Annotated in this window: 21 protein-coding genes and 3 pseudogenes; 9 read left to right on the top strand and 15 right to left on the bottom strand. The window is 68.5% G+C overall.

Translation table 11 applies throughout. The features are described 5' to 3' along the window. Positions 1-45 precede the first annotated feature (45 nt). The 5 genes from FB157_RS32715 to FB157_RS32695 form a co-directional block, all read right to left on the bottom strand. Complete coding sequence (locus FB157_RS32715) at positions 46-840, bottom strand: YqjF family protein (RefSeq protein ID WP_145884284.1); 795 nt, start codon at positions 838-840, stop codon at positions 46-48. Positions 841-1,609: 769 nt separating this feature from the next. Next, the gene (locus FB157_RS32710) at positions 1,610-2,053 is read right to left on the bottom strand and encodes a PaaI family thioesterase (protein ID WP_145884283.1); all 444 of its coding nucleotides are present in this window, start codon (positions 2,051-2,053) and stop codon (positions 1,610-1,612) included. A gap of 54 nt (positions 2,054-2,107) precedes the next feature. Then, positions 2,108-2,326, bottom strand: coding sequence for a hypothetical protein (locus FB157_RS47620; RefSeq protein ID WP_186581790.1), 219 nt, complete (start codon positions 2,324-2,326; stop codon positions 2,108-2,110). A 238-nt stretch (positions 2,327-2,564) separates the two neighbouring features. After that, on the bottom strand, positions 2,565-3,236 hold the full coding sequence (locus tag FB157_RS32700; RefSeq protein ID WP_145884282.1) for an enoyl-CoA hydratase-related protein: 672 nt from the start codon (positions 3,234-3,236) through the stop codon (positions 2,565-2,567). A 47-nt stretch (positions 3,237-3,283) separates the two neighbouring features. Beyond that, positions 3,284-3,862 carry a TetR/AcrR family transcriptional regulator gene (locus FB157_RS32695; RefSeq protein WP_145884281.1) on the bottom strand — a complete coding sequence of 193 codons (579 nt, stop codon included), beginning with the start codon at positions 3,860-3,862 and terminating at the stop codon, positions 3,284-3,286. 588 nt (positions 3,863-4,450) lie between these two features. Between FB157_RS32695 and FB157_RS32685 the strand changes: the two genes are divergently transcribed. Continuing rightward, on the top strand, positions 4,451-5,254 hold the full coding sequence (locus FB157_RS32685; RefSeq protein ID WP_145884280.1) for a DUF6461 domain-containing protein: 804 nt from the start codon (positions 4,451-4,453) through the stop codon (positions 5,252-5,254). A 573-nt stretch (positions 5,255-5,827) separates the two neighbouring features. Here the strand turns inward: FB157_RS32685 and FB157_RS32680 are convergent. Beyond that, on the bottom strand, positions 5,828-6,217 hold the full coding sequence (locus FB157_RS32680) for a hypothetical protein (RefSeq protein ID WP_145884279.1): 390 nt from the start codon (positions 6,215-6,217) through the stop codon (positions 5,828-5,830). Between the two features lie 70 nt (positions 6,218-6,287). Between FB157_RS32680 and FB157_RS32675 the strand changes: the two are divergent. Both FB157_RS32675 and FB157_RS32670 read left to right on the top strand, forming a co-directional pair. Further along, a pseudogene (locus tag FB157_RS32675) lies at positions 6,288-7,199 on the top strand (IS982 family transposase). A gap of 532 nt (positions 7,200-7,731) precedes the next feature. Further along, entirely contained in the window at positions 7,732-8,193 is a 462-nt protein-coding gene (locus FB157_RS32670; protein ID WP_145884327.1) for a GNAT family N-acetyltransferase, read from the top strand. 72 nt (positions 8,194-8,265) lie between these two features. On the opposite strand, the pseudogene FB157_RS48850 reads toward FB157_RS32670, so the two are convergent. Together FB157_RS48850 and FB157_RS48845 are read right to left on the bottom strand one after the other, a co-directional pair. Further along, positions 8,266-8,727 (bottom strand): annotated as a pseudogene (locus FB157_RS48850) (IS5 family transposase); the annotation flags it as partial. Next, a complete protein-coding gene (locus FB157_RS48845) occupies positions 8,652-9,026 on the bottom strand; it encodes a transposase (RefSeq protein ID WP_261386684.1) in 375 nt (124 codons plus the stop codon). The gene FB157_RS48845 and the pseudogene FB157_RS48850, both read right to left, overlap by 76 nt. Before the next feature lie 168 nt (positions 9,027-9,194). Between FB157_RS48845 and FB157_RS32660 the strand changes: the two genes are divergently transcribed. Continuing rightward, entirely contained in the window at positions 9,195-9,590 is a 396-nt protein-coding gene (locus FB157_RS32660) for a hypothetical protein (protein WP_145884278.1), read from the top strand. 342 nt (positions 9,591-9,932) lie between these two features. Here FB157_RS32660 and FB157_RS32655 read toward each other — a convergent pair whose 3' ends face one another. From FB157_RS32655 to FB157_RS32645, 3 genes are all read right to left on the bottom strand, one after another. Then, positions 9,933-10,640, bottom strand: a complete 708-nt coding sequence (locus FB157_RS32655) for a hypothetical protein (protein ID WP_145884277.1) — start codon at positions 10,638-10,640, stop codon at positions 9,933-9,935. A gap of 611 nt (positions 10,641-11,251) precedes the next feature. Beyond that, entirely contained in the window at positions 11,252-12,124 is an 873-nt protein-coding gene (locus tag FB157_RS32650; RefSeq protein ID WP_145884276.1) for a hypothetical protein, read from the bottom strand. Between the two features lie 302 nt (positions 12,125-12,426). After that, complete coding sequence (locus FB157_RS32645; protein WP_145884275.1) at positions 12,427-12,651, bottom strand: hypothetical protein; 225 nt, start codon at positions 12,649-12,651, stop codon at positions 12,427-12,429. On the opposite strand from FB157_RS32645, the gene FB157_RS32640 reads away from it, so the two are divergent. Beyond that, positions 12,650-14,326 carry a serine protease gene (locus FB157_RS32640; protein WP_261386683.1) on the top strand — a complete coding sequence of 559 codons (1,677 nt, stop codon included), beginning with the start codon at positions 12,650-12,652 and terminating at the stop codon, positions 14,324-14,326. The two genes, FB157_RS32645 and FB157_RS32640, sit on opposite strands and share 2 nt — an antisense overlap. A 450-nt stretch (positions 14,327-14,776) precedes the next feature. Here the strand turns inward: FB157_RS32640 and FB157_RS32635 are convergent, their stop codons facing one another. The 3 genes from FB157_RS32635 to FB157_RS32625 all read right to left on the bottom strand — a co-directional run bounded on the left by FB157_RS32635 (position 14,777) and on the right by FB157_RS32625 (position 20,353). Continuing rightward, positions 14,777-18,964 carry a trypsin-like peptidase domain-containing protein gene (locus FB157_RS32635; RefSeq protein ID WP_398947601.1) on the bottom strand — a complete coding sequence of 1,396 codons (4,188 nt, stop codon included), beginning with the start codon at positions 18,962-18,964 and terminating at the stop codon, positions 14,777-14,779. 14 nt (positions 18,965-18,978) lie between these two features. After that, positions 18,979-19,152: a CU044_2847 family protein gene (locus FB157_RS48840; protein WP_315903855.1), complete on the bottom strand. Its 174-nt coding sequence runs from the start codon at positions 19,150-19,152 to the stop codon at positions 18,979-18,981. 349 nt (positions 19,153-19,501) lie between these two features. Then, positions 19,502-20,353 (bottom strand): LysR family transcriptional regulator, encoded by an 852-nt coding sequence (locus FB157_RS32625; RefSeq protein WP_385171749.1) that lies wholly within the window; start codon positions 20,351-20,353, stop codon positions 19,502-19,504. An 81-nt stretch (positions 20,354-20,434) separates the two neighbouring features. On the opposite strand from FB157_RS32625, the gene FB157_RS32620 reads away from it, so the two are divergent. The 4 genes from FB157_RS32620 (at position 20,435) to FB157_RS32605 (ending at position 22,716) form a co-directional block, all read left to right on the top strand. Continuing rightward, positions 20,435-20,929, top strand: a complete 495-nt coding sequence (locus FB157_RS32620; protein ID WP_186581789.1) for a cupin domain-containing protein — start codon at positions 20,435-20,437, stop codon at positions 20,927-20,929. A gap of 69 nt (positions 20,930-20,998) precedes the next feature. Continuing rightward, positions 20,999-21,358 carry a DoxX family protein gene (locus FB157_RS32615; RefSeq protein WP_145884273.1) on the top strand — a complete coding sequence of 120 codons (360 nt, stop codon included), beginning with the start codon at positions 20,999-21,001 and terminating at the stop codon, positions 21,356-21,358. A 229-nt stretch (positions 21,359-21,587) separates the two neighbouring features. Next, on the top strand, positions 21,588-22,172 hold the full coding sequence (locus FB157_RS32610; protein WP_145884272.1) for a PadR family transcriptional regulator: 585 nt from the start codon (positions 21,588-21,590) through the stop codon (positions 22,170-22,172). 241 nt (positions 22,173-22,413) lie between these two features. Continuing rightward, on the top strand, positions 22,414-22,716 hold the full coding sequence (locus tag FB157_RS32605) for a hypothetical protein (protein WP_145884271.1): 303 nt from the start codon (positions 22,414-22,416) through the stop codon (positions 22,714-22,716). Positions 22,717-22,836: 120 nt separating this feature from the next. Here FB157_RS32605 and FB157_RS32600 read toward each other — a convergent pair. Further along, positions 22,837-23,196 (bottom strand): annotated as a pseudogene (locus tag FB157_RS32600) (alpha/beta fold hydrolase); the annotation flags it as partial. Between the last annotated feature and the right edge of the window lie 693 nt (positions 23,197-23,889).

The following is a 23,889-nucleotide window of genomic DNA, read 5'->3' as shown; positions in this document are numbered from 1 at the left end:
TGCCAAGCCCCCCGGCGCGGCCGACCCGCCACATGAGTGGAGTACTCAGGCGGCCGGGTGGTGGGCTCGGCGGGTGGGCGTGCCCGCTGGTACGCGGGGCGGGCGTGTGAACCGGACCGGGACTCCTGGGGAGTAGAGCACGCTTGTGGGCGCTCCTATGGGGGCGGGCAAGCCTGCGTTGGCGACGAGGGTTTGGTCGCAGTGGAGTAGCTCGGCGCGGTGGAGTGGCCAGCGAGGGTGAGCGTTGGGGAGGTACAAGGGGCGGCCGGCGAAGGTGCTGTGCATGCCCCAGCGGGCGGTGAGGAAGTGCTCGAGTTCGGTCGGTGTCTCGACCCGTTCGCCGACCCGTATCGCAAGGCTGCTGTGCGCGTTGCGAGGGCCGGGCCAGCGTCGGCTGCTGGTGTAGGTGATCGTCGGGCCCTCCTGGTGGATCTTCATCCTCGACCAGACGTAGGGAAGGCGGACGACGGTTCGTCCGATGGCGACGGGGATCAGGCGAGAAGCGTCCAGCGAGCGGAAGACGACGCCGCGTCGCCCATGGGTGTCTACGGAGTAGAGGCGCACATTGGTCTCGGGGAAGGAGCCGAGGTAGGGGATGCCGGGGAGGCGGAACCATCCGACGCGGTGCATCCGGAAGGCGACGAGTCCGACGTAGGTGATGCCGTGCAGCGTGTCCGGTCGGGTGCCGACCGGCAGGAGTGGGGCGACGTCTGCCGGATCGGCGGGCCAGTGGAGGAGGGCGAGGTCGAGCCAGGACTGGGTGAGGAGAGGGCGGTCCGCGGTGTGAGGCGGGTCGACGGTTATCGGTTCGGGTTCCACGCTGTGCGATGGCTGCGGCATCGGGCCAGTATCCCGAAGCGCCCTGCCCAACAGCCCGAGGCTGCGCCCGCTCCGGCGGGCCTCGGTTGTTCGTTGCGACGTCGCCAGCGCTTTGATGGCCTGTACGGCCTGCCGCGCGCCCGATGAACCGGTACGACGCACCACTCCGAGATCGTTCGGAGTGGTCTCGTAACGTCGGACCCGTCGGCGAGCGAGGTCCTGACCGATCCAGCCCTGGTCCGAACTGGTCGCCACGTCGTGCGATCCGGTGCCCACGCCCGACGTCATCCCCGGCCCGGCCCTTGCCCCCGAGGCACTCGACCCGCTGCCGATCGCCGCGCCATCCTCGCCCCCGCCGAACGGCTCGGCGCCGAACTCCGTCACCGGCAGGCGGTGCGATTCACCGCCAACGCCCGATCCGAACGAAACGGCCTGGGCCCGACCGTTGGCTGGACAGTGGGCTGCCCTGTTGCACCGAGAGGTGCAGCACTCCTCTGCGCGCTTCCGGCGTTCGCCCAGCTCACCCCCGATGGGCAAGCCCTTCACCCTTACCGACACCCCTTTCTCCGCGTAAGTCTGTTGAAGAGGACGTAGATCGGTACAGGCTGGCCCAGCCCAGAGTTCAGCCCAGTCCGGCTTCGTCCGGTCGTCGCGCCGGTGCCCGGACGGCTCTGGCGGCTCGGTCGGCTGCTGCGTCCGCCGCCGGCCCGCCAGAGGCGCCGCTGGTGGGGTGTGCACGTCTGGTGATGGAGGCCGTGGACGGCAGGTGAAGCCGACCTCGGCGAGCGATCTAAAGGATCATGCAGGTGGTGGTGGCGTGGGCGATCAGTTTGCCCTGGTCGTCGAGCACCTTGCCTTCGGCGGTCGCGGTGCGGCGGCCAGCGTGGATGACGATGCCCTCGGCGGTGAGGGTCTGGCCGTCGGTGCGGGCGGCGCGGATGTAGTTGACCTTGAGTTCGAGGGTGGTGTAGCCGGTGCCGGCGGGGAGGGTGGTGTGGACGGCGCAGCCCATGGCGGAGTCGAGGAGGGTGGCGGCGATGCCGCCGTGGACGGTGCCGAGGGGGTTGGCGAAGTCGGGGCGGGTGTCGAGGGAGATGACGATGCGGCCGTGGGCAACCTCGTCGAAGCGCATGCCGAGCAGGCGGCCGATGGAGGGGATGTCAGTGGGGCGTTCGGTCTGTACCCAGCGCATCAGTTCCAGGCCGGTCATGGCGGTGAGGTCGGTGGTGGTCACGGGTCGTTCTCCTTGCATGGTGCTGGTGGCGCCGCCTCGAGGGCGAGGTGTTCATCAGGCGGGGCGGGGCGGGGCGGGGCGGGGCTGGATGCGGGCGGGAGCATGCTTGTGCCAGGGGGGTGCGGCGATGGGGTCGGGCCAGGTGAGGTCAGTGAGGGTGTTCGGGGCGACGCCGATGCGTTCGGTGCCGCCCTCCTGGGCGGGCAGGTCGAGGCCAAAGCCGTTGGGCAGGGCCGCGTGCCCGCGCTGCAGGGGGTCGTCGCTCTCGACCACCGCCTCAGCGGTGCCTCGCTACGTGGTGCTCTGGGGCGAGGGCACCGTCGGACAGGCCCAGCGGCTTCGGCGTCGTGCGGGCTGACGCGCAGGGCGCCCTGCTGGTCGCGCTTGCGCCAGGTGTTGTCGCGGAAGACGGTGTCTGCGGTGAATGCCCTGATGGGGTGGGCAGTTGGGGCAGCCCGCCCCCGGGGGAAGGCGCCCGGGGCGCGGCTTGGTGCGGTCGGTGAGGTGCTGGTCAGCCGAGCGGGTTGGTGGTGTCGCGCAGGGTGGCCAGGGTCGGTGCGTACATACGGGCCTTGATGGTGCCGAGGGTGTCACCGGCCTTGTTCACCTGTGCCTGGGCGATTTCGATCGCGGTGGAGCGCACGGCTTCCTCGGTGACAGCATGGTCGACGATCCCGGTGGCCGCGGCGTCGGCGCCGCCGTAGCGGCGGGCGGTGAGCATCGCCTCGTGCGCGGTCTGCGGCGCCAGCCGGGAGAGGATGAGGGCGGCCATGCCAGGGGTGAAGGGGATGTTGATGTCCGCTTCGGGCAGGCACCAGTAGCCGCGGTCGGCGCGCATGACGCGGAAGTCGTGAGCGAGGGAGAACATCGCGCCGGCGGCGAAGGCGTGCCCCTGCAGCGCGGCCACCGTGATGACTGGCAGCGACAGCATCCGCGCGAACAGCTCATGGACGGTGACGACGTAGTCGTGGTACTGGTCGGCGTGGGCGGACAGCCAGTCCAGATCGAGCCCGTTGGAGTAGAACTTGCCGGTGGCGGCGGTGACCAGGGCGCGAGGGCCGTCCGCCTTCTCCACCTCGTCGAGCGCGGCGCTGACGGCGGTGAGCCAGTCGGGGTGGAAGCGGTTCTCACCGTCTCCCAGGTCGAGGACGAAGACGTTGTCCTGACGGTCGAGCGAGGGCATGGCGACTCCTTCGAGCTGTGTCGGTGAAGCGGCTGGGTGACTGCGGGCTACGACCGGGGACCGGATTCGGGACCGGGGCGGTCGCGCAGCGCGTGGAGGAGCAGTTCGTGGATCTCGGCGGAGACTGCCTCGATCGGGGCGGTGCTCTGCTCGGCCCGGCACATGATCACCGCGCCTTCCACCGCGGCGATCATGAAGGCACCGAGCCGGCGGCTGCGTTCCTCGCTCAGGCCGTGCCGGACGAAGAGGGCCGCGAGGGCCTCCTGCCAGCGGGCGAAGATGGCGGCGGCCGAGCGGGCAAGCTGGGGCGCATCGTCGTTGGTCTCCACGGCCACCGCCACGATCGGGCAGCCGGCCCGGAAGCCGCTCTTCACGAGCCGCTCACGCCACAGCAGGAAGAACGCGTCGACGGCCGCCACCGGGTCATCCGCCTGCATGGCGGCGTCGATCAGCCCCGTGAGGAAGTCCCCCGCCAGTGCCAACGCCTCCTCGACGAGCTGCGCCCGCCCGCCCGGGAAGTGGTGATACACCGAGCCCCGAGGAGCTCCGCTGTGGGCGAGCACCCGGTCGATGCTGGTCGCGCTCGCGCCGTATTCACGCAGCAGAGCTGCAGTACTGAGGATCATCCGGTCACGGCTTTCACTCCGGCGCGGGCTCATCTGCTCACCACCTTCCCCATGGCCGTACGGCCCACCAAACGGTCTACCTGTCAGTAACTTAAGGTGTATGCCATAGAACATGCAAGAGGAGCTGTGGGCGGTCGTCGCATCCGTACCGATGGCGTCGCTCGGCCGAAATGCACGCCGGCTGTGGCGGTGCCCTGGGCGCGCTCGGGTCAACACGCTGCCGGTCGGGTGCGGGCCGGAGTGGACTTGCCCGCGCCGGATGCGCCGATCAGCGCGATCAGCGCGATCAGCCCCTTCTCGGGCAGGTCCTGGTACGGCATGGAGGTCATGTGTCGTCACCTTGCGGGTGAAGGGAGCGGGCGGGCAGCCCAGGTCACGCCGCCCGGCGTTGTCGTTGATGGGGGCGGCGGCCTCGAGGAGGGGACAGGACGCGGCGCCGTCGCGGTCGGGCTCGATCTGCTCAGAGGCGCGTGAGTGCTGGTTTGAGCGGCGTCCACCTGGTGCGACCGACACGAGATGGCACGAGCTGCGGCAGTGCCGAACCGGCTTCACGGGCCCGTGTCAGTGGTGGCAGGCAGACTGTGCTGCATGACTTCGGCAACCGCGCATGACTATGCCTGGATACGTTCGTCCTCGTGGTTCGGCTACGCGCTCGATACCGGATACACCCTGACCCTGGTGCGGGGCGTTACGCCGGCGGACGTGCATCGGGTGATGGCGGCGGAGCCGCAGGGCACGTGTACAGGGGTGGACGCCTTCATCGAGCGGCAGGACGAACTACTTGACGGGACGGACTACTGGGAAGAGTCCTTCATCTCGGGTGCGTTCACCGTGCCGGGCGTCGACGAAGACTGGACGCTGGTCCTGCACTTCGACAGCGGCGTAGGGATGCAGCCACGTTTTCTGGAGGCTCTGTCGGCAGGCGGGCGCGCGGTGACGCACTCCAGCAACGGGGGCAAACCCATTCACCTCTTCCATTGGTACGAGGACGGAGAGCTTCGGACCACCTTCGAGTCGGCGACGGCAAGGGACGGCAGCACCCCCGACGCCCTGAACACGGTGATGCGTGAGGTTGGTTTCGCCCTCTCCGAGGAAGAGGCCGCATCCGGGACGCACGTCGACACCAAGGCAGCGGTCTTCGCCCTTGCTGAGCGGCTGACCGGTGTGCGGGTGACGGAGGAACTCGTTCGGGACGCCGAGTTCCAGCTCGGTCATGTGCCGGAAGAGCCCGCCGAGGAGTGGACCGGCGTCGTCATCGACATCACCGACGCCAACGGGGAGCGCCTGTACAAGGAATTCACCCGTGAGGAGGTCGATGCTGCTGTGGAGCGCGCCCGCGCCGAAGCCAATGCTCCGATTGTCATCCTCGGGCCTTCGTCCCCCGCTCCCTGACCCTTGCAGGAGCACCCGCTGCCACGGACTGGGGACCGGCGAACAGCCATGGGGTCGTGCTGGCAGCACGGTTGGATTCCCGGGCAGCCTCGGCGTGCTCAAGATGCTCCAGGACCAGTTGAACCGGCCGCGGAGGCAACTGCAGAAGGTTCCCATCGAGCTTCGGCTGGACCGTTGCCTCCTAACAGCGACGTCGTCGGCGGTTGGGGCGGCGCCCCCGCGGTCGACAGCAGATCCCTGGCGTAGGAGGTGGTCGGAGTTCGGGAACGCCCTCGTGGTTCGGCCAGTGCGAGATCCTGATGGGGCGGTCGGCGCCGCAGAGCGCCGTGTGAACGGCTTGGGTCTTCGGGACGATCGTGCTCTGGGCCGTGCCGAGGAGCTTGTTCAGCCGCTGGTCCAGCAGTCAGCGGGTGCAGTAGCCCCTTTGGGACAACAGGCCGTTGGCGCCGCATCCTAGATGATCAATTCCAAGGGATGCCTGCGGAGGGTGTGGGGGTGGGCGGCGGCCGAAGCCACCGCGAGACGGTCAGGCGACGGGCTGCCGGCCCTGGTTGTCGAGGTGGCAGCGAGCGGTCAGGCGTCAGGGGCGACTTCGGGGTGCGTGAACCGCACGGGCTTGCCCAGCGACCGCGCGCAGGCGATTTCGGCTCGGGTGCTGTCTCCGATGTAGTCGCCGACTACGAGCACCTCATCAGCGAGCCGGATCTTCGCCCGGTGCAGATCGTCGAGTCGGACCTTCAGCGCCTCGGCCTCAACAGGATCGGACCAAAGTTCGTGCGGCGACTTCATGTCACAGCCCGGTTTGACGACAATCTTTCCGGCTTTGGTCTCCCGCAGTTCGGCCTCGTTCATCTGGGTCATGAAGCGGGTGGAGCCGCAGATCACGACGATACGCGGGAGGCTCAACAGCTTCTTCGCGTCGGCGAGCTTCTCCTCGGGGGTGAGCAGTTGCGGGTATGACACTGGTTCCTCCTGGTGGTGTGGTCCAAGGGGGGCCTGCGGAGACGAGAACGAGGGTGTCCAAGATCGTTTTGTGACGAACGACGTGGCCACCCTCGCGACAGCACTCTATGCGGCGACCGACGACATGCTGAAGGAGCGTCCCGACCTGGCGCCGTGGCGCCCGCCGGTCGGCATTACGCCCTTCCGAAGCGATGCCGAACTGGTCACCCTCGCCACGATGCAGGCCATCCTCGGCTACACCTCCGAGGCCAATGGCTCCGCCATGACCGTGCCCACCTGCGCCGCCTCTTCCCCTACCTGCCCCAGCAGCCCGGCTGCAACAAGCGGCTGCGCAATGCCGCCGGTCTGTGCGAAGCATCAACCGGATCCTGGCCACCACCACCTCGGTGTGGAGCGACGACGTATGGGTCGTGGACTCCACCCCGGTGGAATGCGGCCGCTCCCGCGAGACCGTCAAACCCTCCGACCTGGCAGGTTGGGCCGAATACGGCTACTGCGCCAGCCACAGCCGCTTCTTCTGGGGCCTGCGCCTACAGCTGGTCTGCACCCTTCAGGGCCTGCCCATCGCCTTCGCCCTGACGGGGGCCAAGGCCGACGAACGCGAGACCCTCCTTGACCTCCTGGCAGCCGAATGCGAGCTTCTGCGAGAGCGCCCCTGACAGACTCTCATCGGCGACAAGAACTACTTCGGCCGTGGTTTCGAACACGAACTGTGCGAGCACGGAGTCCAGTTGCTGCGGCCTGCCCGTAAAGGTGAACCGGAACGGCCTGGCGCAGCCCTGTTCAAGCCGCTGCGACGGGTCATCGAATCGATCAACGAGACCTTCAAGGGACAGCTTGACCTCGAACGGCACGAGGGCGCACACCCGGAGGTGTCACAACCCACGTCATGCAACGCATCCTCGCGCTGACCGCCGCGATCTGGCACAACGACGCCACTGGACGAACCGTCCTACGCTCACTGATCGCCTACGATCACTGACCCCTTGGACTAGATCAGCCAGGCAGGTGTAGGAGTGTTCGGTGCCGGCGCAAGGTCCGCAGATCGTCGCTCCCTCGGGGCGACGCCCGATGAGCGGCCGTATCTGTCCGCAGTCGTGGCAGGCGCTAGGTGTGCGGCGGACCTGGGTGTCGGGTGTTGCCGACGGGGCCGAACGGCCACTGGGCCTGGACTGGGCGGACCCGGTGACACCAGGCGCAAGGCTGTGGGCGACGCGGTAGGCACGGTCCGCAGATCGGGGCATCCGCCGAAGCCCTCAGACATGGCCGTGTGCGGCCGGGGCGGAGTGGCCGGGGCGCGCACCCGTTGCACAGGACCGTCCCATCTGCGAGCCGAACGGACGGCCGCCTGCGCCTTCCACATCGACCGCGCTAGGGCGTGTGTCAAAAGCGGCTGGTTGTGACTCTGTGGCCTGTGTTTCTATGCCGGAGTGAACATCGAGAGCTCTGGGGTGCCTGTCGAGAGGCCGAGCCGCCGGGTCCGGCGGAGGGTTGATGGCGATGTTGAGGAGTGCGTGCGGGTCCTCGCGGAGGTCCATCAGCTTGACGGCTACCCGGTGAACTGGCCTGATCAGCCCGGCGAGTGGCTGTCACGCGGTCCCCTGCTGGGTTCCTGGGTTGCCGAACTCGAAGGCCGCCTGGCTGGGCATGTCAGTTTGTCGCAAGGCGGCGAAGGCGATCTGGCCCCGATGTTGTGGAGCGAGCGGAACGGGGCGACGCGGGGTATGACCGCCGTGGTCAGCAGGCTGTTCGTTGCCCCGCAGGCGAGGGGACATCGGATCGGCGCGCTGCTGATTGGCCAAGCAGTGGAGGAAGCGCGGCGTCGTGGCCTGCATCCGGTGCTCGACGTCGTCGCATCCGATACCGCAGCGACAGCCCTGTATGAGCGGCTGGGCTGGGAGCTGATGGCTATGGTCGAGCAGCAGTGGAGCCCGCATCAGACGGTGGCCATCTGCTGTTACGCAGCGCCATCGTGACGTGGCCAGGCACAGCCACTCGTTGATGGCCGCGACGAGGACGGTCGCCTCGTAGCGGACCGCGAGCTTGTCGTATCTGGTGGCCACGGCTCGGTGCCTTTTCAGGCGATTGATGCCGCACTCGACCGCGTGCCGGGCCTTGTAGTCCTGCGGGTCGAACTTCGGGGGCCGGCCGCCGCGCGAGCCGCGTTTCTTGCGGTTGCGGGCCTGGTCGGCCTTGTCCGGGATGGTGCAGCGGATCCCGCGCCGTTGCAGGTAAGCACGGTTCTTCCGGGAGGCGTACGCCTTGTCGGCGTGCACGTGATCGGGCCGGGTGCGCGGCCTGCCCGGCCCACGACGCGGGACACGAACCTTGTCCAGGACCGGCTCGAACTGCGGGAAATCGCCCCGTTGCCCGGCCGTGATCACGATGGACATGGGCTTCTGACCCTGTTCGACGGCCAGGTGCAGCTTGGTCGTCAGGCCGCCGCGCGAGCGCCCGAGCCCGTGGTCGTCAGGCTCGACGGTGACGCCGCCGGGTGGCTCCTTCTGCAAGTCCCCTTTTCCCTCGCACCGGCGGCGTGCTGGTGGGCCCGGACGACGGTGGAGTGGACGTTGATGCCCCAGGTGAGCAACTCTTTCGCGTCGGCCCGGGCCTGGAGTTCGGTGAAGATCCGATGCCAGGTGCCGGCCCGCTGCCAGCGCCGGAAAAGGTCGTACGCCCGACCCCACGGACCGTACTCGGCGGGGAGGTCCCGCCACGGGATGCCGGTGCGGACCCGGAACCGTATACCGTCGATGTCACCGTGGCTCAGGCCCATGTCGCGTAACTGGCGCCGGGTGGGTGTGTTCATGAAGAACGGACAGCGGATGTTCACGACTATTGGGAGGCGCCGCCGTCTGGCACTGTTCGATTGCAGCAGTAGTAATTCCGCTTCAACCCTCCGCGACCGCCACGCAGGCCGTTGCCGCCCCCCATGCCCCCGAACACGATTGCGGGAGCTCGGTGCGATCATGCATGGATGAACCATCTCGGAGACGCGAACCTGCGCACCTGGACGCTGCGCGTTACGGCCCTCCTAGCGGCCGACGCCCGAGATCAACTTGCCTGGCTGGGCGAGCGCGAGCTGGAGACGAAGGACGTCGTTGAAGAGGTGGAGCTCATGTGCCGCGTGTCCGAAGGGCTCGCAGAGCGCGGAGCCTTCGAGCCTGAGGATCAGCGTCACCTTCGGGCCATCGGCCGTCGCATCGGCGAGATCGATGCCGCCCGCCGCGTCGGCCCCTGGGACAACGCTCTGGCCACAGATTCGGCGTGGGACGACATTCGTTCTCTCGCACGCGAGTTTCTCCTCACGAGGCTGGGAGACTGGCATCAGCCACTGCCACGCCTCTTGCCCCCGCCCATGGGCGACCACTGAGCCGTCCAGGCCGCCTGTGCGACTCTGACACAGTCGGCGCCGCACACTAATTGGCGGGAACGTCGCGACTACGTTCGGACGGATGTCGGCAGGGCCACATACCGCCTGCCAAGTCCCGGTGGCCGCCTCTCGGGTCGAAACTCAAGCCGCGTTCGAATCGTCTCGGTGTGCTCTGACGCCTCCCGTAGCCGTGAACATCCGCTGTCCGCTCTCACGGACAAAGCCAGCCGGGTGACCAATCGGGCGAGGACAGCACTGCAGTCGAACTCGGAAGCCAGCGGGTTCGCAGAATCTGGAGGCTGCTTCGGCAGGAACGCCCTGGCGGGGGTGAGTTTTGAACCTTCACTTGATCGGCTTCACCATCTCGGACCGGATCTGGAGCGTGATCCTGGCGGCGGACTCCAGGTCCAGGCTCCTCGCGGTGTACACGGTCATGTACGCGACCCGGGCCCAGGTGTTGCCGTCCGCCCAGGCACAGACCGGGTAGCTGAGCGCTTTCCCGTCGGCCCAGCTCCGCGTCACCTCCTCGCAGCTGACCCTGATGCGAGAACCGGACGGGGTGACGTCCATCGGCGCCACGATCACCTTCACCTCGGTGTGCCGGGAGCCGTTGCCCGCCAGGACCCGCGACCGCACCTCGCCGGTATTTCTGAATCGGCCGTACATGCCGGTCACGATCAGCTCGCCCCGGTCGCCACCGCTCGGGTGGTACGCCACGACGACGCCGTGGACGGCCTTGGCGTCCCAGCTGAGGCGCCAGCTCTTCTCCAGCGACGGTCCCAGGGTCGGGGAGTCGTCCTTGGCCAGCTTGTAGTGGCCGTCGAGCAGTGTCCCAGGCGCAGTCAGCGTGGACTCGGCCGGGGGATAGCTGCTGTCGATCTTCTTGCCGACCAGCACCAGCGTCGCCAGGAGCGCGACGATCAGCAGGAAGACACCGCCGATGATTCCGGCCATGAGGCCGACCCGGCTCTTCTCCGGCGGGCTCGGGGGCACGCCCCATGGGTAGAGGGGCGTCGGGTTCGGTGCCTGGGACACCGGAGGCATGGACACGCCAGGAAGATACTCCACGCCGGCGAGACGTCGTACTCGGCTGTCCGCGCCTCGACGGCTTCCTGCGCGTCGACGGCTTCCTGTGCGTCGACAGCTTCGGTCGGCGGCGACATCTGCCGTCTCGTCGGCGGGACATCTCCGGCACCTTGAGGCCTGCGAGGTGAGCCCGCATCATCGGGGTGCTACAGGAATCGGTGAGTTGACGCAGTTCGGTGATGGCGGCCGCGTGCAGCAGGGGTGGTCCAGCGCTGGTAGAGGCCCGCTGCTCGGCGAGTGTGAGGGTGGGGCGTTGAGATCCCCTGCGCTGTAGGGCAGTTACGGGGACGGTGAGGTTGTGTGTGGGGGACCGCTCGGGTGCGGTGGGCGTAGGTGAAGAACTGACGCAGGCCCGTCGGACAAGACCTCGCCGCTCACCTGGCCGGGCACCGCCACCCGATCTGCGCCGCCGGCCTTGTCGCCATCACCGCGCGCCTGATCCTCGACCCTGCTCGCGCACGCCCGAAACGACACCCCCGAACTCGCCGGAGGCGTCCACGCGTTCCTGGGCGACAAAGATCTACGCCCGCGTCGGCGCGTCTGGTTCAGGCCGGGCGACGAGTGGTGATGCGTGCTCAGAGGGAGGTCGTACGGCGGGAGCGGGCCCGCAGAATGAGTGCGGTGGCGGCCGCGGCAATGAGGAGCACGCCGCCTGCGGCCCAGGCCAGCGTGGCAGTGCTGGACGACCCGGCCGAGTGCTGCGCCAGGCATTTCTTTCCGGGGGCGGCGGGGGCGATGCGCAGTCGGGCCCATGGTTTGTCGGGGCCGGTCTGGTCGACGTCGTGCCGGTAGACGACGTAGATGCCGGGTGCGGAGTCGCAGGTCAGGGTGGTGGTGGCGGTCAAGACGGCTTTGGCGCCGCGCAGGACTGGGCGGTCGGTGAAGGCGCGGGAGGTGAGGGTGATGTCGCCGTCCGATCCCTCGTCGTCGTTGTCCGTGATCGTAATGCGGCTGCCGGCACGGAAGGTCCGCACATCCCATTCCGACTGGGGCCACGTTCTGTCCGGAGCCCAGCGTTCCTCCAGTCTGGGCGGAGGCAGTTTCCTGACCTTGTTCCGGCAGGCGCGGCGTGCCGCCTCGTCGACGGGTTCCACGCGCACCCGTGCCCATCGGAACGGATGCTCGTCCGGGCCCACGTCTCCGGCGCCGCGCCGAGTCACCGGGTAGGTGCCAGGCCGGGCGTCACAGGCGATGGTGACGGTGGTGGTCAGCACCGGATGCATCATGCGCAGCTTCCCTGCCGCGACGAACGCGGGGGAGTTGATGGTTGCGAGGTAAGTGGCATCGCTGGCCTCGGTGTTGACCGTCAGTGTGTCGCCGGGATGCACCGAGCGGACACTTCCGAACGGGAGCGAGGGTCCGGGCGGGGAGGCCGAGGCCGGCCCGGCCGCCAGGAAGGGGAGCAGGAGGGGGAGTGCCGCCCACGCGGTCTTGCGGAGTCGGTCCATCACCACACCCTGTCCTCTTATTTGATGACATGCCAGTTGTTACTCAGTAGTACACTATCGCCTCTCGATTGAACATATGTGCGGGTCTGGTCAGTTCAGGGCCCGCTCGCTGTTCAGCCCTCTCCAAGACGGAAAGGCATCTTCTTGCGTTCCAGACACAGATGGATTCCCGCCCTTGCGCTGGGACTGGGCGTAGGCATTCTCGGAGCCGGGACGACATCGGCCGCCACGGGCGATCCGTCACCAGCGCTCTCCACCCCGTCAACAGCCTCCGCATCACCGGAGACTCCCGGCATCAGACGTCAGGTCCCGCCGACACTGCCCTCGACATCGACATCGACATCGACATCGACGCCGTCGACGGACGCGGGGGCCGTCGACCCGACCGGCTCCGCCACCCCCTCAGCCCCCCCGACGCATCCCGCCGAGCCATCCCCCTCGCGGACTGTCGAGCCGACCGCCTTCCCCTCCCCCTCGGACGGACCCAGTCTGAGCGAGGAGGAGAAGTACTGGACGGCTGAGCGCATGGCCGACGCGGTTCCGGTCGATGCCCCGCCGGACCCCGCTCCGGCCGCCTCGAAGCACGGCATCGCCGCAGGAAGCGCCGTCACACACCGGCCGCCGCCGTCGGGCACCCCCACCCCCGAGCACTTCCTCGGCCACCCGATGATCGGCACGTTCTTCTACGACGGCCGGGAGCTCGGCGGCAAGAAGACGTACTGCACGGGCAGTGTTGTGCACACGGCCGCCAAGGACATCGTCCTGACCGCCGGACACTGCGGCCTCGGCCTGAAGTCAGCCACCCACCGCATCTTCGTGCCGCGATACCGCATCGGCAAGCCCGCCGCCGAGCAGCCGGACGGCGTGTTCCCGGTGTCCCAGCTCTACATGGACCCGCGCTACGAGAGGAACAGCAAGAAGGAGGTCTCCGACCTCGACCTGGCCTTCGCTCAGGTCGGCTCCAATAGCCGGGGCAAGGTGGAGGATGTCACGGGAGCCCTGACGTTCACGCCGACCAGCAGCTACCGCCACAAGGTCACCGTCATCGGCTATCCCGACGACGTCGGCGTCAACCCGGACCATGTGCCGGTCCGTTGCCCCGTCAGCACCTCCCAACTGCCGGGCTTCAGGCAGATGCGCATGACCTGCAAGGGCTTCTACGGCGGTGTCTCCGGCGGCCCGTGGATCGAGGACTACAACAGCACCAGCGGCACCGGCAAGGTCATCGGCAACACCGGCGGATACAACGGCGGCGGCAACGACGCCAACGACGACTGGGTGACGTACGCTCCGGTCTACGGCAAGGACGCCCAGGACCTGTTCGCCGACGCCGCCGCCCACCGGAACGTGGATGACCACAAACCGCCGTACCCGCCGTCCGGGGACCCCTGGCTGCCCGGCCCGGCCTCCACCTGGCAGCACGCCAAGCTGCTGGCCTCGGGCGACTTCCGCCAGACCGGCCACAGCGACATGATCGTGGTCTGGACCGACGGCGAGGTCACCCTCTACCCCGGCAACGGACACGGCGGCTACGACCCCGAACGGCAACTGCTGGCCAAGAACGACACCTGGACGAACGCCAGGACCATCACCGCAGGCGACTTCACCGGGTCCAACCAGTTCGACCTGCTGGTCCGCTGGTCCGACGGAGAGGTGACACTGTACGGCGACGTCGGCACCAAGGGCCTGAACTGGGCCGGAACTCAGATGATCAAACCCAACGACCTCTGGAAGAACGCCACTCAGATCGTCGCCGGCCGCTTCGCCGCCTCCCAGTACGCCACCGACCTGGTCGTCCGCTGGATCGACGGCGAGCTGACCCTCTACACCAACGTCAGCGCCGGCACCTTCGGTCAAGAACACCAACTGAAGCCGAAGAACGACACATGGAAGGACGCCACACTCCTGACCGCCGGTGAGTTCTCCGGCAACCGGCAGTGGGACCTCATGGTCCGCTGGACCGACGGCGAACTCGACAACTACGTCGGCACCACCACATCGGGCCTCGGTACCGAGCAGCGCATCCTGAACGCCAACGAGACCTGGACCCACGACGCTGCCATGACCACCGGCGACTACACCGGCAACAACCGCACCGACGACCTCCTCATCCGCTGGTCCGACGGCGAAACCACCATGTACACCGACACCGACACCAACCACCTCGGAACCGAGCACATGCTCGTCGCCCCCACCTCCTGAACCCGCCAGACCCGCCCCCGGGCCGGACAAGGAACACCTGCCGCAGGCCGCACCGCCGGCGGCCCAGCCCTCTCGGCCGGGGCCGCGCGGCCGGGAGAGGGGCTCGCGGTCCGGGAGCGGCACCGGGTACCCGACCTCGCCCGCACCGCACCCCACCACCCACCTGTCACTCACCACCAGGACCAGGGGAGGGGCGAGAGGGTTGCCGGGGCGCGGATTCCTTGATGTCCAGGCAGTGACCGGCACCCAGAGTCCCACGCGGCATCGCTTGACGAGCGGCTCGCCGACGTGGCACCGGGTTGGAAAACACCTACTCGCCGCGGAATGGGCAGGAACTGCTGGCAGCCAGGGCCAAATTGCGGTCCGCTCCTACGGCATGCATCTGTTGCACCGGTGGTAACTCCTACAGAGGCAGCACCTTTTGGGATCGTTCACCGTCCGGTCCGTGGTTCAGGAAGGGCACACCGCTCGAGGCGACTGGCCTGCGGAGTAGGCCCCTCGTTCTTCGGCAGTGAGGTTCCGGCCGACGGCCTTGCAGATCTCTCTGATAGCTACCGTTTGGTCAGACAGCTTGGTGTCCCACAGACGGACCTTGCTGTCGGCGCTGGTGGTGGCCAGGGTGCGCCCGTCAGGGCTGAACGCCAGCGCGAACACGAGGTATCCGTCGCTGGTGAGAGTGGTGCGGATGCGGCCGATCGCCGTATCCCACAGCCAGACGGTGCTGTCGATGCTGCTGGTGGCGAGAGTGCCCCCGTCGGGACTGAACGCGACCGCGAACACGGTGGATCCGTGGCCGGTGAGGGTGGCGCGGGTGCGGCCGGTCGCCACATCCCACAGCCGGACCGTCTTGTCCATGCTGCCGGTGGCCAGAGTGCGCCCGTCGGGACTGAACGCCACCGCAGTCGCAGGAGCCTTGTGGCCGGTGAGGGAGCCGCGGGTGCGGCCGGTCGCCACATCCCACAGCCAGACCGTGTTGTCCGAACTGCCGGTGGCCAGGGTCCGCCCGTCGGGACTGAACGCCACCGCGAACACGAAGGAACCGCGGTGGGTGAGGGTGGCGCGGGTACGGCCGGTCGCCACATTCCACAGCCGGACCGTCTTGTCATGGGCGCCGGTGGCCAGAGTGCGCCCGTCGGGGCTGAACGCCACCGCGTCCACAAGGTCTTTGTGCCCGGTGAGGGTGGCGCGGGTGCGGCCGGTCGCCACATTCCACAGCCGGACCGTCTTGTCCGTGCTGCCCGTGGCCAGAGTGCGCCCGTCAGGGCTGAACGCCAGCGCGTTCACATCACCTTTGTGGCCGGTGAGGATGGCGCGGGAGCGGCCGGTCGCCGCATCCCACAGCCGGACCGTCCTGTCCACGCTGCCCGTGGCCAGAGTGCGCCCGTCTGGGCTGAACGCCACTGCGGTCACAAGGGCTTTGTGCCCGGTTAGGGTGGCGCGGGTATTGCCTGTCACCGCATCCCACAGCCGCACCGTGTTGTCCTTGCTGCCGCTGGCCAGGGTGCGCCCGTCGGGACTAAATGCCACCGCGAACACGCCGAGTCCGTGGCCGACGAGGGTGGCGCGGGCGTTGCCTGTCGCCGTATCCCACAGCCGCACGGTGTAGTCCTCGCTGCCGCTGGCCAGGGTGCGCCCGTCGGGACTGAACGCCACCGCGAACACGCCGGATCCGTGGCCGATGAGGGTGGCGCGCGTGTTGCCTGTCGCCGTATCCCACAGCCGCACGTCGTAGTCCCCGCTGCCGCTGGCCAGGGTGCGCCCGTCGGGACTGAACGCCACTGCGTACACAGGGTCTGAGTGGCCCATGAGGGTGGATCGAGGGGCACCGGTCGCTGCATCCCACAGCCGGACCGTCTTGTCCACGCTGCCGGTGGCCAGAGTGCGCTCGTCGGGACTGAACGCCACCGCCTCCACAGCGCCTTTGTGGCCGGTGAGGGTGGCGCGGGTGCGGCCGGTCGCCGCATCCCACAGCCGGACCGTCTTGTCGTCGCTGCCGGTGGCCAGAGTGCGGCCGTCGCGACTGAACGCCACCGAGGTCACGTGGTCTTTGTGGCCGGTGAGGATGGCGCGGGTGCGGCCTGTCGCCGCATCCCACAGCCGGACCGTCTTGTCCACGCTGCCGGTGGCCAAAGTGCGCCCGTCGCGACTGAACGCCACCGCGTCCACCTCACCTTTGTGGCCGGTGAGGATGGCGCGGGTGCGGCCGGTAGCCACATCCCACAGCCGGACCGTCTTGTCCAGGCTGGCCGTGGCCAGGGTGCGCCCGTCGGGGCTAAACGCCACGGAGCCCACAGTGGATTTGTGGCCGGTGAGGCGGCGCTGTAGAGGGAGCTCTGCTGCCGCGTTGAGGCTGGCGGTTGCTTCAGCGGTGGGGCTGGTGCGATAGGCCTCGATGGCGAGCAGGGAGGCCAGGTCTGGGTCGGAGCCGATGAGCGTCTCGGATTCGGTGGCCAGTTGCCGGGACAAGGCCTGGTGTTGCGCGGTGACGGCGGTGTTGCGTTGCCAGTAGGCCACACCGGCGGCGAAGAGGGTCAGGATGAGCGCACCGATCAGGAAGGTGTTGAGGCGTCGGGCACGGCGGACGGCGGCTTGCTGGTTGCGTTGGCTGGCGGTGACGAACGATGCGATGTTGTGAGGCAGTCGGCGCTGCTTGGCAAAGTCCAGACCCTCTGCCAGGTCCCTTCCGTGCAGCAGGTCGTCGGGCTGGGGGTGCTCGTTCCATCGGGCCTGCGACACTCCGGCGCGGTGGAGCCAGGTGTGGAATCGGTGGTCTTCGGCGACCCAGTTGCGTAGTTCACGCCAGCTGTTGGTGAGGGTGTCGTGGATGAGTTCGGCTACCAGGTCGGCGGGTGGGGGGCCAGGGGCACGGGCGTGGGTGATGATGATGCGGTGCCGGGTGAGGGTAGCCAGTACCGTCTCGGTGATCCCATCGGCGTTGGCCGGTGGGATGGGGGAGGTGTCGGCGGCAAGTTCCCGCAGGGTGTCGAGGGGGACTTGCTGGCGAGTGGCGGGGATGTGGTTGGCCTCGTCGGCGGGGCGGACCAGGGCGGTGAGGATACGTCGGGCGGCGTCGTGGTGATCCTCGGGGAGACTGTTGATCGCCGAGTTGCACCAGTTGGCCAGGCTGCCGGTGATCTGGCCGATGCGCTCATAGGCAGTGTGGGTGAGACGGCCGTCCGTGCGGCGCTCCCACAGTCGGCTCAGGGCGAGTTCCAGTGGTGCGAGCAGGGTGATGGGCGCTCGGCCGGTGCCCTGGAGGTCGGCGGCCAGCACGTCGGCGATGATGCGCTCCGCGAGGCCCCTTTCGAAACCTGCACCGGCGTCATGAGCGGGCCGCGTGACGATGGCTTGGAGGTCGTGGGTGCTGAGAGTCGCGGGCACGTTGACCAGGCCGGCTGCTGCGGCATCCAGTAGCGCCGGGGCTCGGGCGGCCAGTTGTGGGTAGAAGTCGTCCCGCATCACCAGTATCACGCTCACCGGTATGCGCGAGCCGAGCACCGCCGTGACCTGTTCCAGCGCCGCAAGCGGTGTGTCGGATGGAATCGGGCTGGGTGCTGCCGGATCGGCTTCTAGCGCGGGGCTGGGCGGCGTGAAGACCTCTTCGAGCTGGTCGATGACCATCACGATCCGCTCGCAGGCGGATTCGGCATCCAGCCGCTGTTGCACCGCGGCCGCTATGCCGTCGGTGGAGGCGCCCGGAAGGCCGTGGCGGTCCAGCTCGGCCAGCAGGTCCTGTCCAGGGCGGGGGAGGAGGACCGCTAGCCACCGGTCGCTGCCTGGCAGGCGACCTTTGGCCAGGGCGGGCAGCACCCCGGCCTGAATGAGGGACGACTTGCCCGATCCTGAGGGCCCGAGCAGGAGGGTGTGCCGTTGGGCAGCCAGAGCCGCCAGCACTCCGTCCACCGCGGCTTCCTGGCCGTGGAAGAAGTCTGCATGCTCGGCGGTGAAGGGCTCCAGGCCACGATAGGGGCACACGTCGCGCTCGGTCAGGTCGGGCCAGACCGAACGCAGGGTCTCGGTGGGCGTGGCATAGGCGATGCCCTGTCCCCGCTGATGTACGTCGGGTGCGGTGATTGCGGTGACCATGCCGATGACGAGGCCGGTCACCGTATCGACTACCGGTCCGCCGCTGAACCCGGTGGTGAGGTCGTTGGCCCTGGTCAGCTGCAGAAGTCCGGCACCACTGCTGCCTTCGGTGGCGGGAAGCAGGTCACCGACTGTTCCGTAGCCGAAGTGACCGCCGCGCGGGGCCTGGACCGGAAAACCGAAGGAACGCACCCGGTGCCCTTGACACCCCTCCGCAGACCCGACTGGCAATGCCTCCACCGCTCCTGGCGCGCCTGGCAGGCGAATGACAGCCACATCATCCCCATCCGGCGCTCGCCATGGCTCCACCAGCACTTGCCCCACCAGCCGTGGTGCTGCCGGCACCTGCGGGAAGCGCAGGTGCACCCGCTTGCCGGGATCACTCCCGGCATCACGCACCACGTGTGCACAGGTGACCACCATGTCCTGGGCGATCAGGAAACCGGCCCCGGCCACAACGCCCTCGGCAGAGAGGATCTGCGCCACTGCCGCCTGCATCCCCGGGCCGCTGTCTTTGCCGGGGTGGGAACCTGCTTGATCTGCGGATGTCATCGATACCCCGCAAGTCAGTTGGCAGCGTCGTCGGATGCGGCGTGCCAGGCCACGGTCACCTTCAGATGGCGGCCTGCCTCACTCTTGGCGATCACCGCGTCGGCCTTAGCTGCCAGGTCCACCCCGAACTCGGTGCCGACCTCGTCCGGACTCGCCTGCCACAACCGTTCCAACGCCGCCCGAGCCATATCCCTAACCGCAGCCGGCGCCGCCTGCAGACTCACTGGCAATTCGTGGACCACCTCACCGGCTGGTCCGGCCTTGACCGGACCAGCCGGTGGAGCTTATCCGTGGCTTGGATCAGAGTTGAGCCCCCGCCTTCCAGTGGAAAACACGCAAGAGCCTGCATAACCCACTCAATATCCCGGTGGGGATATACAAACAAAATTATCCAATTTCTCGCCTTCTCGCACGGCGAAAAGCCCAGGTCGGTGCGGCGCGAGGAGATGTCGTAAAATACGCTCCAGCACAGTCGCGGCGGTGCCCATAAGCAATTTCTTATTGCGCGATCGATGCGGCAGCACTGGTTGCCGGTGCTCAGTGGCGGTACGCGGCTGTCGCGATCTCGATGAAGGATCGGATCAACGGGTTGGTGTCACCCTCGTTCCACACCGCCACCACTCGGCTCGGCGGTATGTCGATCAGCGGTACCACGGCCAGCTCCGCGGGCAGGTCGTGTCCGAGCGGGGCCAGACCGACCGTGCCGTTCCACAGCACGGCCTGCAGGCATTCCTGGACGGCCCGCACCACTGGGCCCTCGCGCGGCCTGCCACCGTTCCAGTACGACTGCCAGATGGGGTCGGTGCCCTGCGGGAACTGGAACCAGCGGCGGTCGTTCAGCTCGGCCAGCCGCAGCCCGTCGCGGCGGGCCAGCGGATCGTCGGCGCGCAGGACCACGCCGACCGGATCGGTCCGCAGTGCACGCACCGTCAGGGCGGTCTCGTCGAACGGCGCCCGAGTCAGCGCGACGTCGACCAGTCCGGCGCGCAGCCCGCAGGTCGGGTCGGTCAGATCGGTGTCGCGGATGCGGATGTCGAGGCCGGGGTGGCCTCGGCGGTAGGCGGCGGCCAGCCTGGCCACTCCCGGGTCGGTGCCGTCGCCCAGGATGCCGATGGTGATGGTCGCGGCGCCGGCCGCCGCGCTCACGCGTACCCGGACTCGGTCGGCATGGTCGAGTAGGGCGCGCGCCTCGTCGAGCAGCAACGAGCCCACCGGAGTGAGCGTGACCCCCGTAGGCGAGCGGGCGAACAGCAGGGCCCCGACATCGGCCTCCAGCTGCTTGATCGCCCGGCTCAGCGGCGGCTGACTCATGTGCAGTCGGGTGGCGGCCCGGCCGAAGTGGAGTTCCTCGGCGACCGCAACGAAGTAGCGCAAGGTCCGTAGCTCCACGCTGCAACAATACCCACGAGGTATCGGCGTTGCGGGATGGGTGTTGGACACCGGCAGGTCCCCGGCGATGCACTCGTGAGCATGAACGAAGAAGCGAAGACCAGCGAGCCGCAGATCGACTCCGCTGTCTCGGTGGTGGGTCCCGGCGACGGCGAGATGATCGTTCTGGGCACCACGCACATGCGCGTTCTGGAGGACGGCAGCCACACCGGGCACCGACTCGCGATCGCCGAGTCCGTCCTTGCCCCGCACACCCAGGGACCGCCGCAGCACCGCCATGCCCGACACGACGAGGGCTTCTACATCCTGTCCGGGACCGTGCGGTTCAGCGTCGGGGACGAGGAGTACGACGCCACCAAGGGCACGCTCGTCATGGTTCCGCCCGGTACCCCGCACACCTTCGCCAACCCGACCGACCAACCCGCCGTCATGCTCAGCACATTCACTCCCGACCTGTACGTGCAGTACTTCCGAGAACTCCAGGAAGTGCTCGCCGGCGGTCGGCCGCTGACGCCGCAGGCCAACATCGACGCGATGAGCCGCTACGCGACCGAGCCCGCCACCGACCTCGCCTGAACCCGACGGCACAGCACAGCAGGGCCAATCGACGGGTCCCCGTGAACCGGTGGCCCATGAACGGGAACCATGAACATCGCCTATTGGATCGTCGCGGGACTGCTCGCGCTCTTCTACTTCTACGCAGGCACGCTGAAGGTGATCCGCAGCCGTGATCAACTCCGACCGATGATGGCCTGGGTCGACCGCGTACCCCTGCCTGCCCTCAGGGCGCTGGGCGTGGTCGAAATACTCGGCGCGACCGGCCTGATCCTGCCGCCGCTGACCGGCATCGCTCCCGCGCTGGCGTCGGCCGCGGCCATCGGCTTCGTACTCCTGCAGGCGGGCGCGATCACCGTCCACCTTATGGGCGAAGACCGCCGGATCGCACTGAACGCCGGGCTCGTCGCTACTGCGGTCGTGATCATCTGGCTGGCCACCAGGCTGTGATCAAGCACTGTCCTCTTCCGGTGGATGCGACAACAGGGCCGTCCGCCTCACGACCGCCGTCATTTCCCAGCTGAGCACAGCATGACCTTCCTGCTGCAAGGGCCTGCACCGCATCCCGTAGCAGGCCGATGAGTCGGAGAGGTTCGCGGTCCCCGCCTGATCGCGGTGTGGCACCGGATGAGAATATTCAACCAGTTGAATATTCTCATCCGGTGCTAAATTGACCCCCATGGCTCTGCGCAACGCGGTGATGGCCGCGCTCTTGGAGGGCGAGGCGTCCGGGTACGACCTCGCGAAGGGGTTCCAGTCCTCGGTCGCCAACTTCTGGATGGCCACGCCGCAGCAGATCTACCGCGAGTTGGAGCGCATGGAGGGCGAGGGTCTCGTCGCCGCTCGTTTCGTCCAGCAGGAGCGCAGGCCCAACAAACGGCTCTACTCGCTCACCGAGGCCGGGTACACGGCCGTGCACGCCTACACCACCGAACCTCCGGCCAAGCCGACCGCGATCAGGGACGAACTGCTGGTCAAGGTCCAGTGTGTCGACGTCGGCGATCTCCAGGCCGTCCGTGCGGCGATCTCCCAGCGCATGGAACTGGCCGCGTCCAAGATCGTCCGCTTCGAGCGTATGCGGGAGCGGCTGCTGGCCGGCCGCACCGAGGACGACTACTTCACCACCGCCGAACGGATCGGCCCCTACCTCACCCTGCTGCGTGGCCTGTCACTCGAGCAGGACAACCTCCGGTGGGGCGAGGACGCTCTGAAGCGGCTCGACCAGCGCAGCGCGGCGCTCTCCGCGCGGGCCGAGGGTTCTTGAGTCATTGCCGTCCAGTTGCCGTCCAGTTGGCGTCCTGCGGTGCTCGGCGGGCTGGGTCGGCAGGAGGATCGGGACCTCGATCACCACGGGGTCAGGTCGGGTGGCTGCTTGGCGCCGATGGCGGCCAACGTGACGATGCCCATGAGGTGTTCGCCGCAGTGAAGGTTCGCCCCGGTGAACCTTTCACGCTCGGTCCGCGTCTTCCCGCGCGACCGTCACCACACGCCCAGGAGAACAGACCGTGGCCGACAAGGACGTTGAGCAGACCGACGAGCGGGGTTACGCCGCGGCGCCCTGGTGGGCGGATCTCGGGACGTGGGGGGCTGTCGCACTGATCGTCTTCGGAGGTCTCGCGGCAGCATGGGTCTTTCTCCGGCTGCCCGGCACCTCGGAGGAGCAGGCGTTCGGCTATTACGGGGCCGCAAAGGTCATCGCCATCGGCGTGGTGAGTGTGGGATGCGCCTTGCTGGGCCGCCGCCGAGCCCGGGCCGCAGCCGTCGAGGTGACGAACGAGCAGAACGCGCCTGACGCCGAAGGCCGTTGAGCAACGTCGGACCTCATTCGACTACTCACGATCCGGCTGCTCCTCATGCCCGAGGAAGGCCGCCACCAGCGCGCTCGCCTCGGGGCGGCACTCCTCGAAGTAGGCGTGCCGGGCGCCGGGACGGACCCGCTCCGGATGGTCGGCAGCCACCCACTGGGCGACTCGGCCACCCATGGAGGTGCCGTAGACGTCGGCCCGCTCGATGCCGAGGTGGTCGAGGACGGCGATCACGTCCTCGGCGAACTGGCGGGTCGAATAGCCGCCTTGGGGCTTGTCGCTCGCTCCGGTGCCCCGGTAGTCCAGGGTGATCGTGGAGTGTGTGCCGTGGAAGTCCTCGCGTAGGCCGTCCCACCAGTGGTGATTGTTCGCCTGCCCGGCGAGGAGCACGAGCGGAAAGCCGGTGCCTCGGCGCTGACAGGCGAGGGCGGTGCCGTCCTCGGCGTGCGCGTAGCCGGCGAGTGGCGACTCGGTGTCGGACATGACGGCCTTTCGGTGCAGGTGCGGTGTACGGGGCGCTGGGCTCGGCGGCGATGGTTCCCGGGAGCTGGGCGGAGCGCCGGCGGTCGCCGGTCACCTCGGTGCCGATCCGCCGCACCAACTCGCGCGCGACGACCTCCACGGCGGGCGGTGTGCGCCCGGATCTCGGGGTGGCACGGGCCACGGGCCACGCGCCACGGGTCACGGGCCACGGGCCACGGGCCACGGGCCACGGGCCACGCGCCACACGTCGGGCTCGGCGAGCCGTTCAACCGTCGGCGCGCAGTGCGCCGAAGGTGAGGTCCGCCGCGATACCGACGCCGGGCGGGACGGTCCAGCCGTGCCCGGCCAGGACGAGCTGGCGCTGCACCCGCATGGAGTAGGTCTGGACGACGATGTCCGGCTCGGCACCCAGCCCGCCCCGAGACGTCGAGGGCCCCGTCGTCCAGCCACTGCCGCAGGTGCCCGGAACAGGCGGGCATCAGGGGTAGTTCGATCCCGGGGTGGTCACGGGCCTCGGCACGCCTGCCACGTCCGTCGCTCGCCACTCGCCCCCCGTTCGCCTCGTACACCGAGTACGCCTCGTACGCCTCCATGGTTTCACCCGGCACTGACCGAAGGGGGGCGGATCGGTCGAGTCGGCTCCCTCGAAGATACCCCCGGGGGTAATCGTGTACTGTCGAAGACATACCCCCG

It is taken from the genome of Streptomyces sp. BK340 (assembly GCF_007827595.1).
In the GTDB taxonomy this organism is placed as follows: domain Bacteria; phylum Actinomycetota; class Actinomycetes; order Streptomycetales; family Streptomycetaceae; genus Streptomyces.
Note: the sequence above shows the minus strand (reverse complement) of the source record. Positions and strands in the feature narration are given on the sequence as shown.

Bases quoted from the DNA above. Each gene is read 5' to 3' on its own strand.
- FB157_RS32635 (WP_398947601.1), bottom strand. From the start codon at position 18,964: ATGACATCCGCAGATCAAGCAGGTTCCCACCCCGGCAAAGACAGCGGC.
- FB157_RS32640 (WP_261386683.1), top strand. From the start codon at position 12,650: ATGGCCGACGCGGTTCCGGTCGATGCCCCGCCGGACCCCGCTCCGGCC.
- FB157_RS32700 (WP_145884282.1), bottom strand. From the start codon at position 3,236: ATGCCCTCGCTCGACCGTCAGGACAACGTCTTCGTCCTCGACCTGGGA.
- FB157_RS32615 (WP_145884273.1), top strand. From the start codon at position 20,999: ATGAACATCGCCTATTGGATCGTCGCGGGACTGCTCGCGCTCTTCTAC.
- FB157_RS32685 (WP_145884280.1), top strand. From the start codon at position 4,451: ATGACTTCGGCAACCGCGCATGACTATGCCTGGATACGTTCGTCCTCG.
- FB157_RS48845 (WP_261386684.1), bottom strand. From the start codon at position 9,026: ATGAACACACCCACCCGGCGCCAGTTACGCGACATGGGCCTGAGCCAC.
- FB157_RS32650 (WP_145884276.1), bottom strand. From the start codon at position 12,124: ATGGACCGACTCCGCAAGACCGCGTGGGCGGCACTCCCCCTCCTGCTC.
- FB157_RS48840 (WP_315903855.1), bottom strand. From the start codon at position 19,152: ATGGCTCGGGCGGCGTTGGAACGGTTGTGGCAGGCGAGTCCGGACGAG.
- FB157_RS32715 (WP_145884284.1), bottom strand. From the start codon at position 840: ATGCCGCAGCCATCGCACAGCGTGGAACCCGAACCGATAACCGTCGAC.
- FB157_RS32695 (WP_145884281.1), bottom strand. From the start codon at position 3,862: ATGATCCTCAGTACTGCAGCTCTGCTGCGTGAATACGGCGCGAGCGCG.
- FB157_RS32645 (WP_145884275.1), bottom strand. From the start codon at position 12,651: ATGCGCTCAGCCGTCCAGTACTTCTCCTCCTCGCTCAGACTGGGTCCG.
- FB157_RS32660 (WP_145884278.1), top strand. From the start codon at position 9,195: ATGAACCATCTCGGAGACGCGAACCTGCGCACCTGGACGCTGCGCGTT.
- FB157_RS32610 (WP_145884272.1), top strand. From the start codon at position 21,588: ATGGCTCTGCGCAACGCGGTGATGGCCGCGCTCTTGGAGGGCGAGGCG.
- FB157_RS32620 (WP_186581789.1), top strand. From the start codon at position 20,435: ATGAACGAAGAAGCGAAGACCAGCGAGCCGCAGATCGACTCCGCTGTC.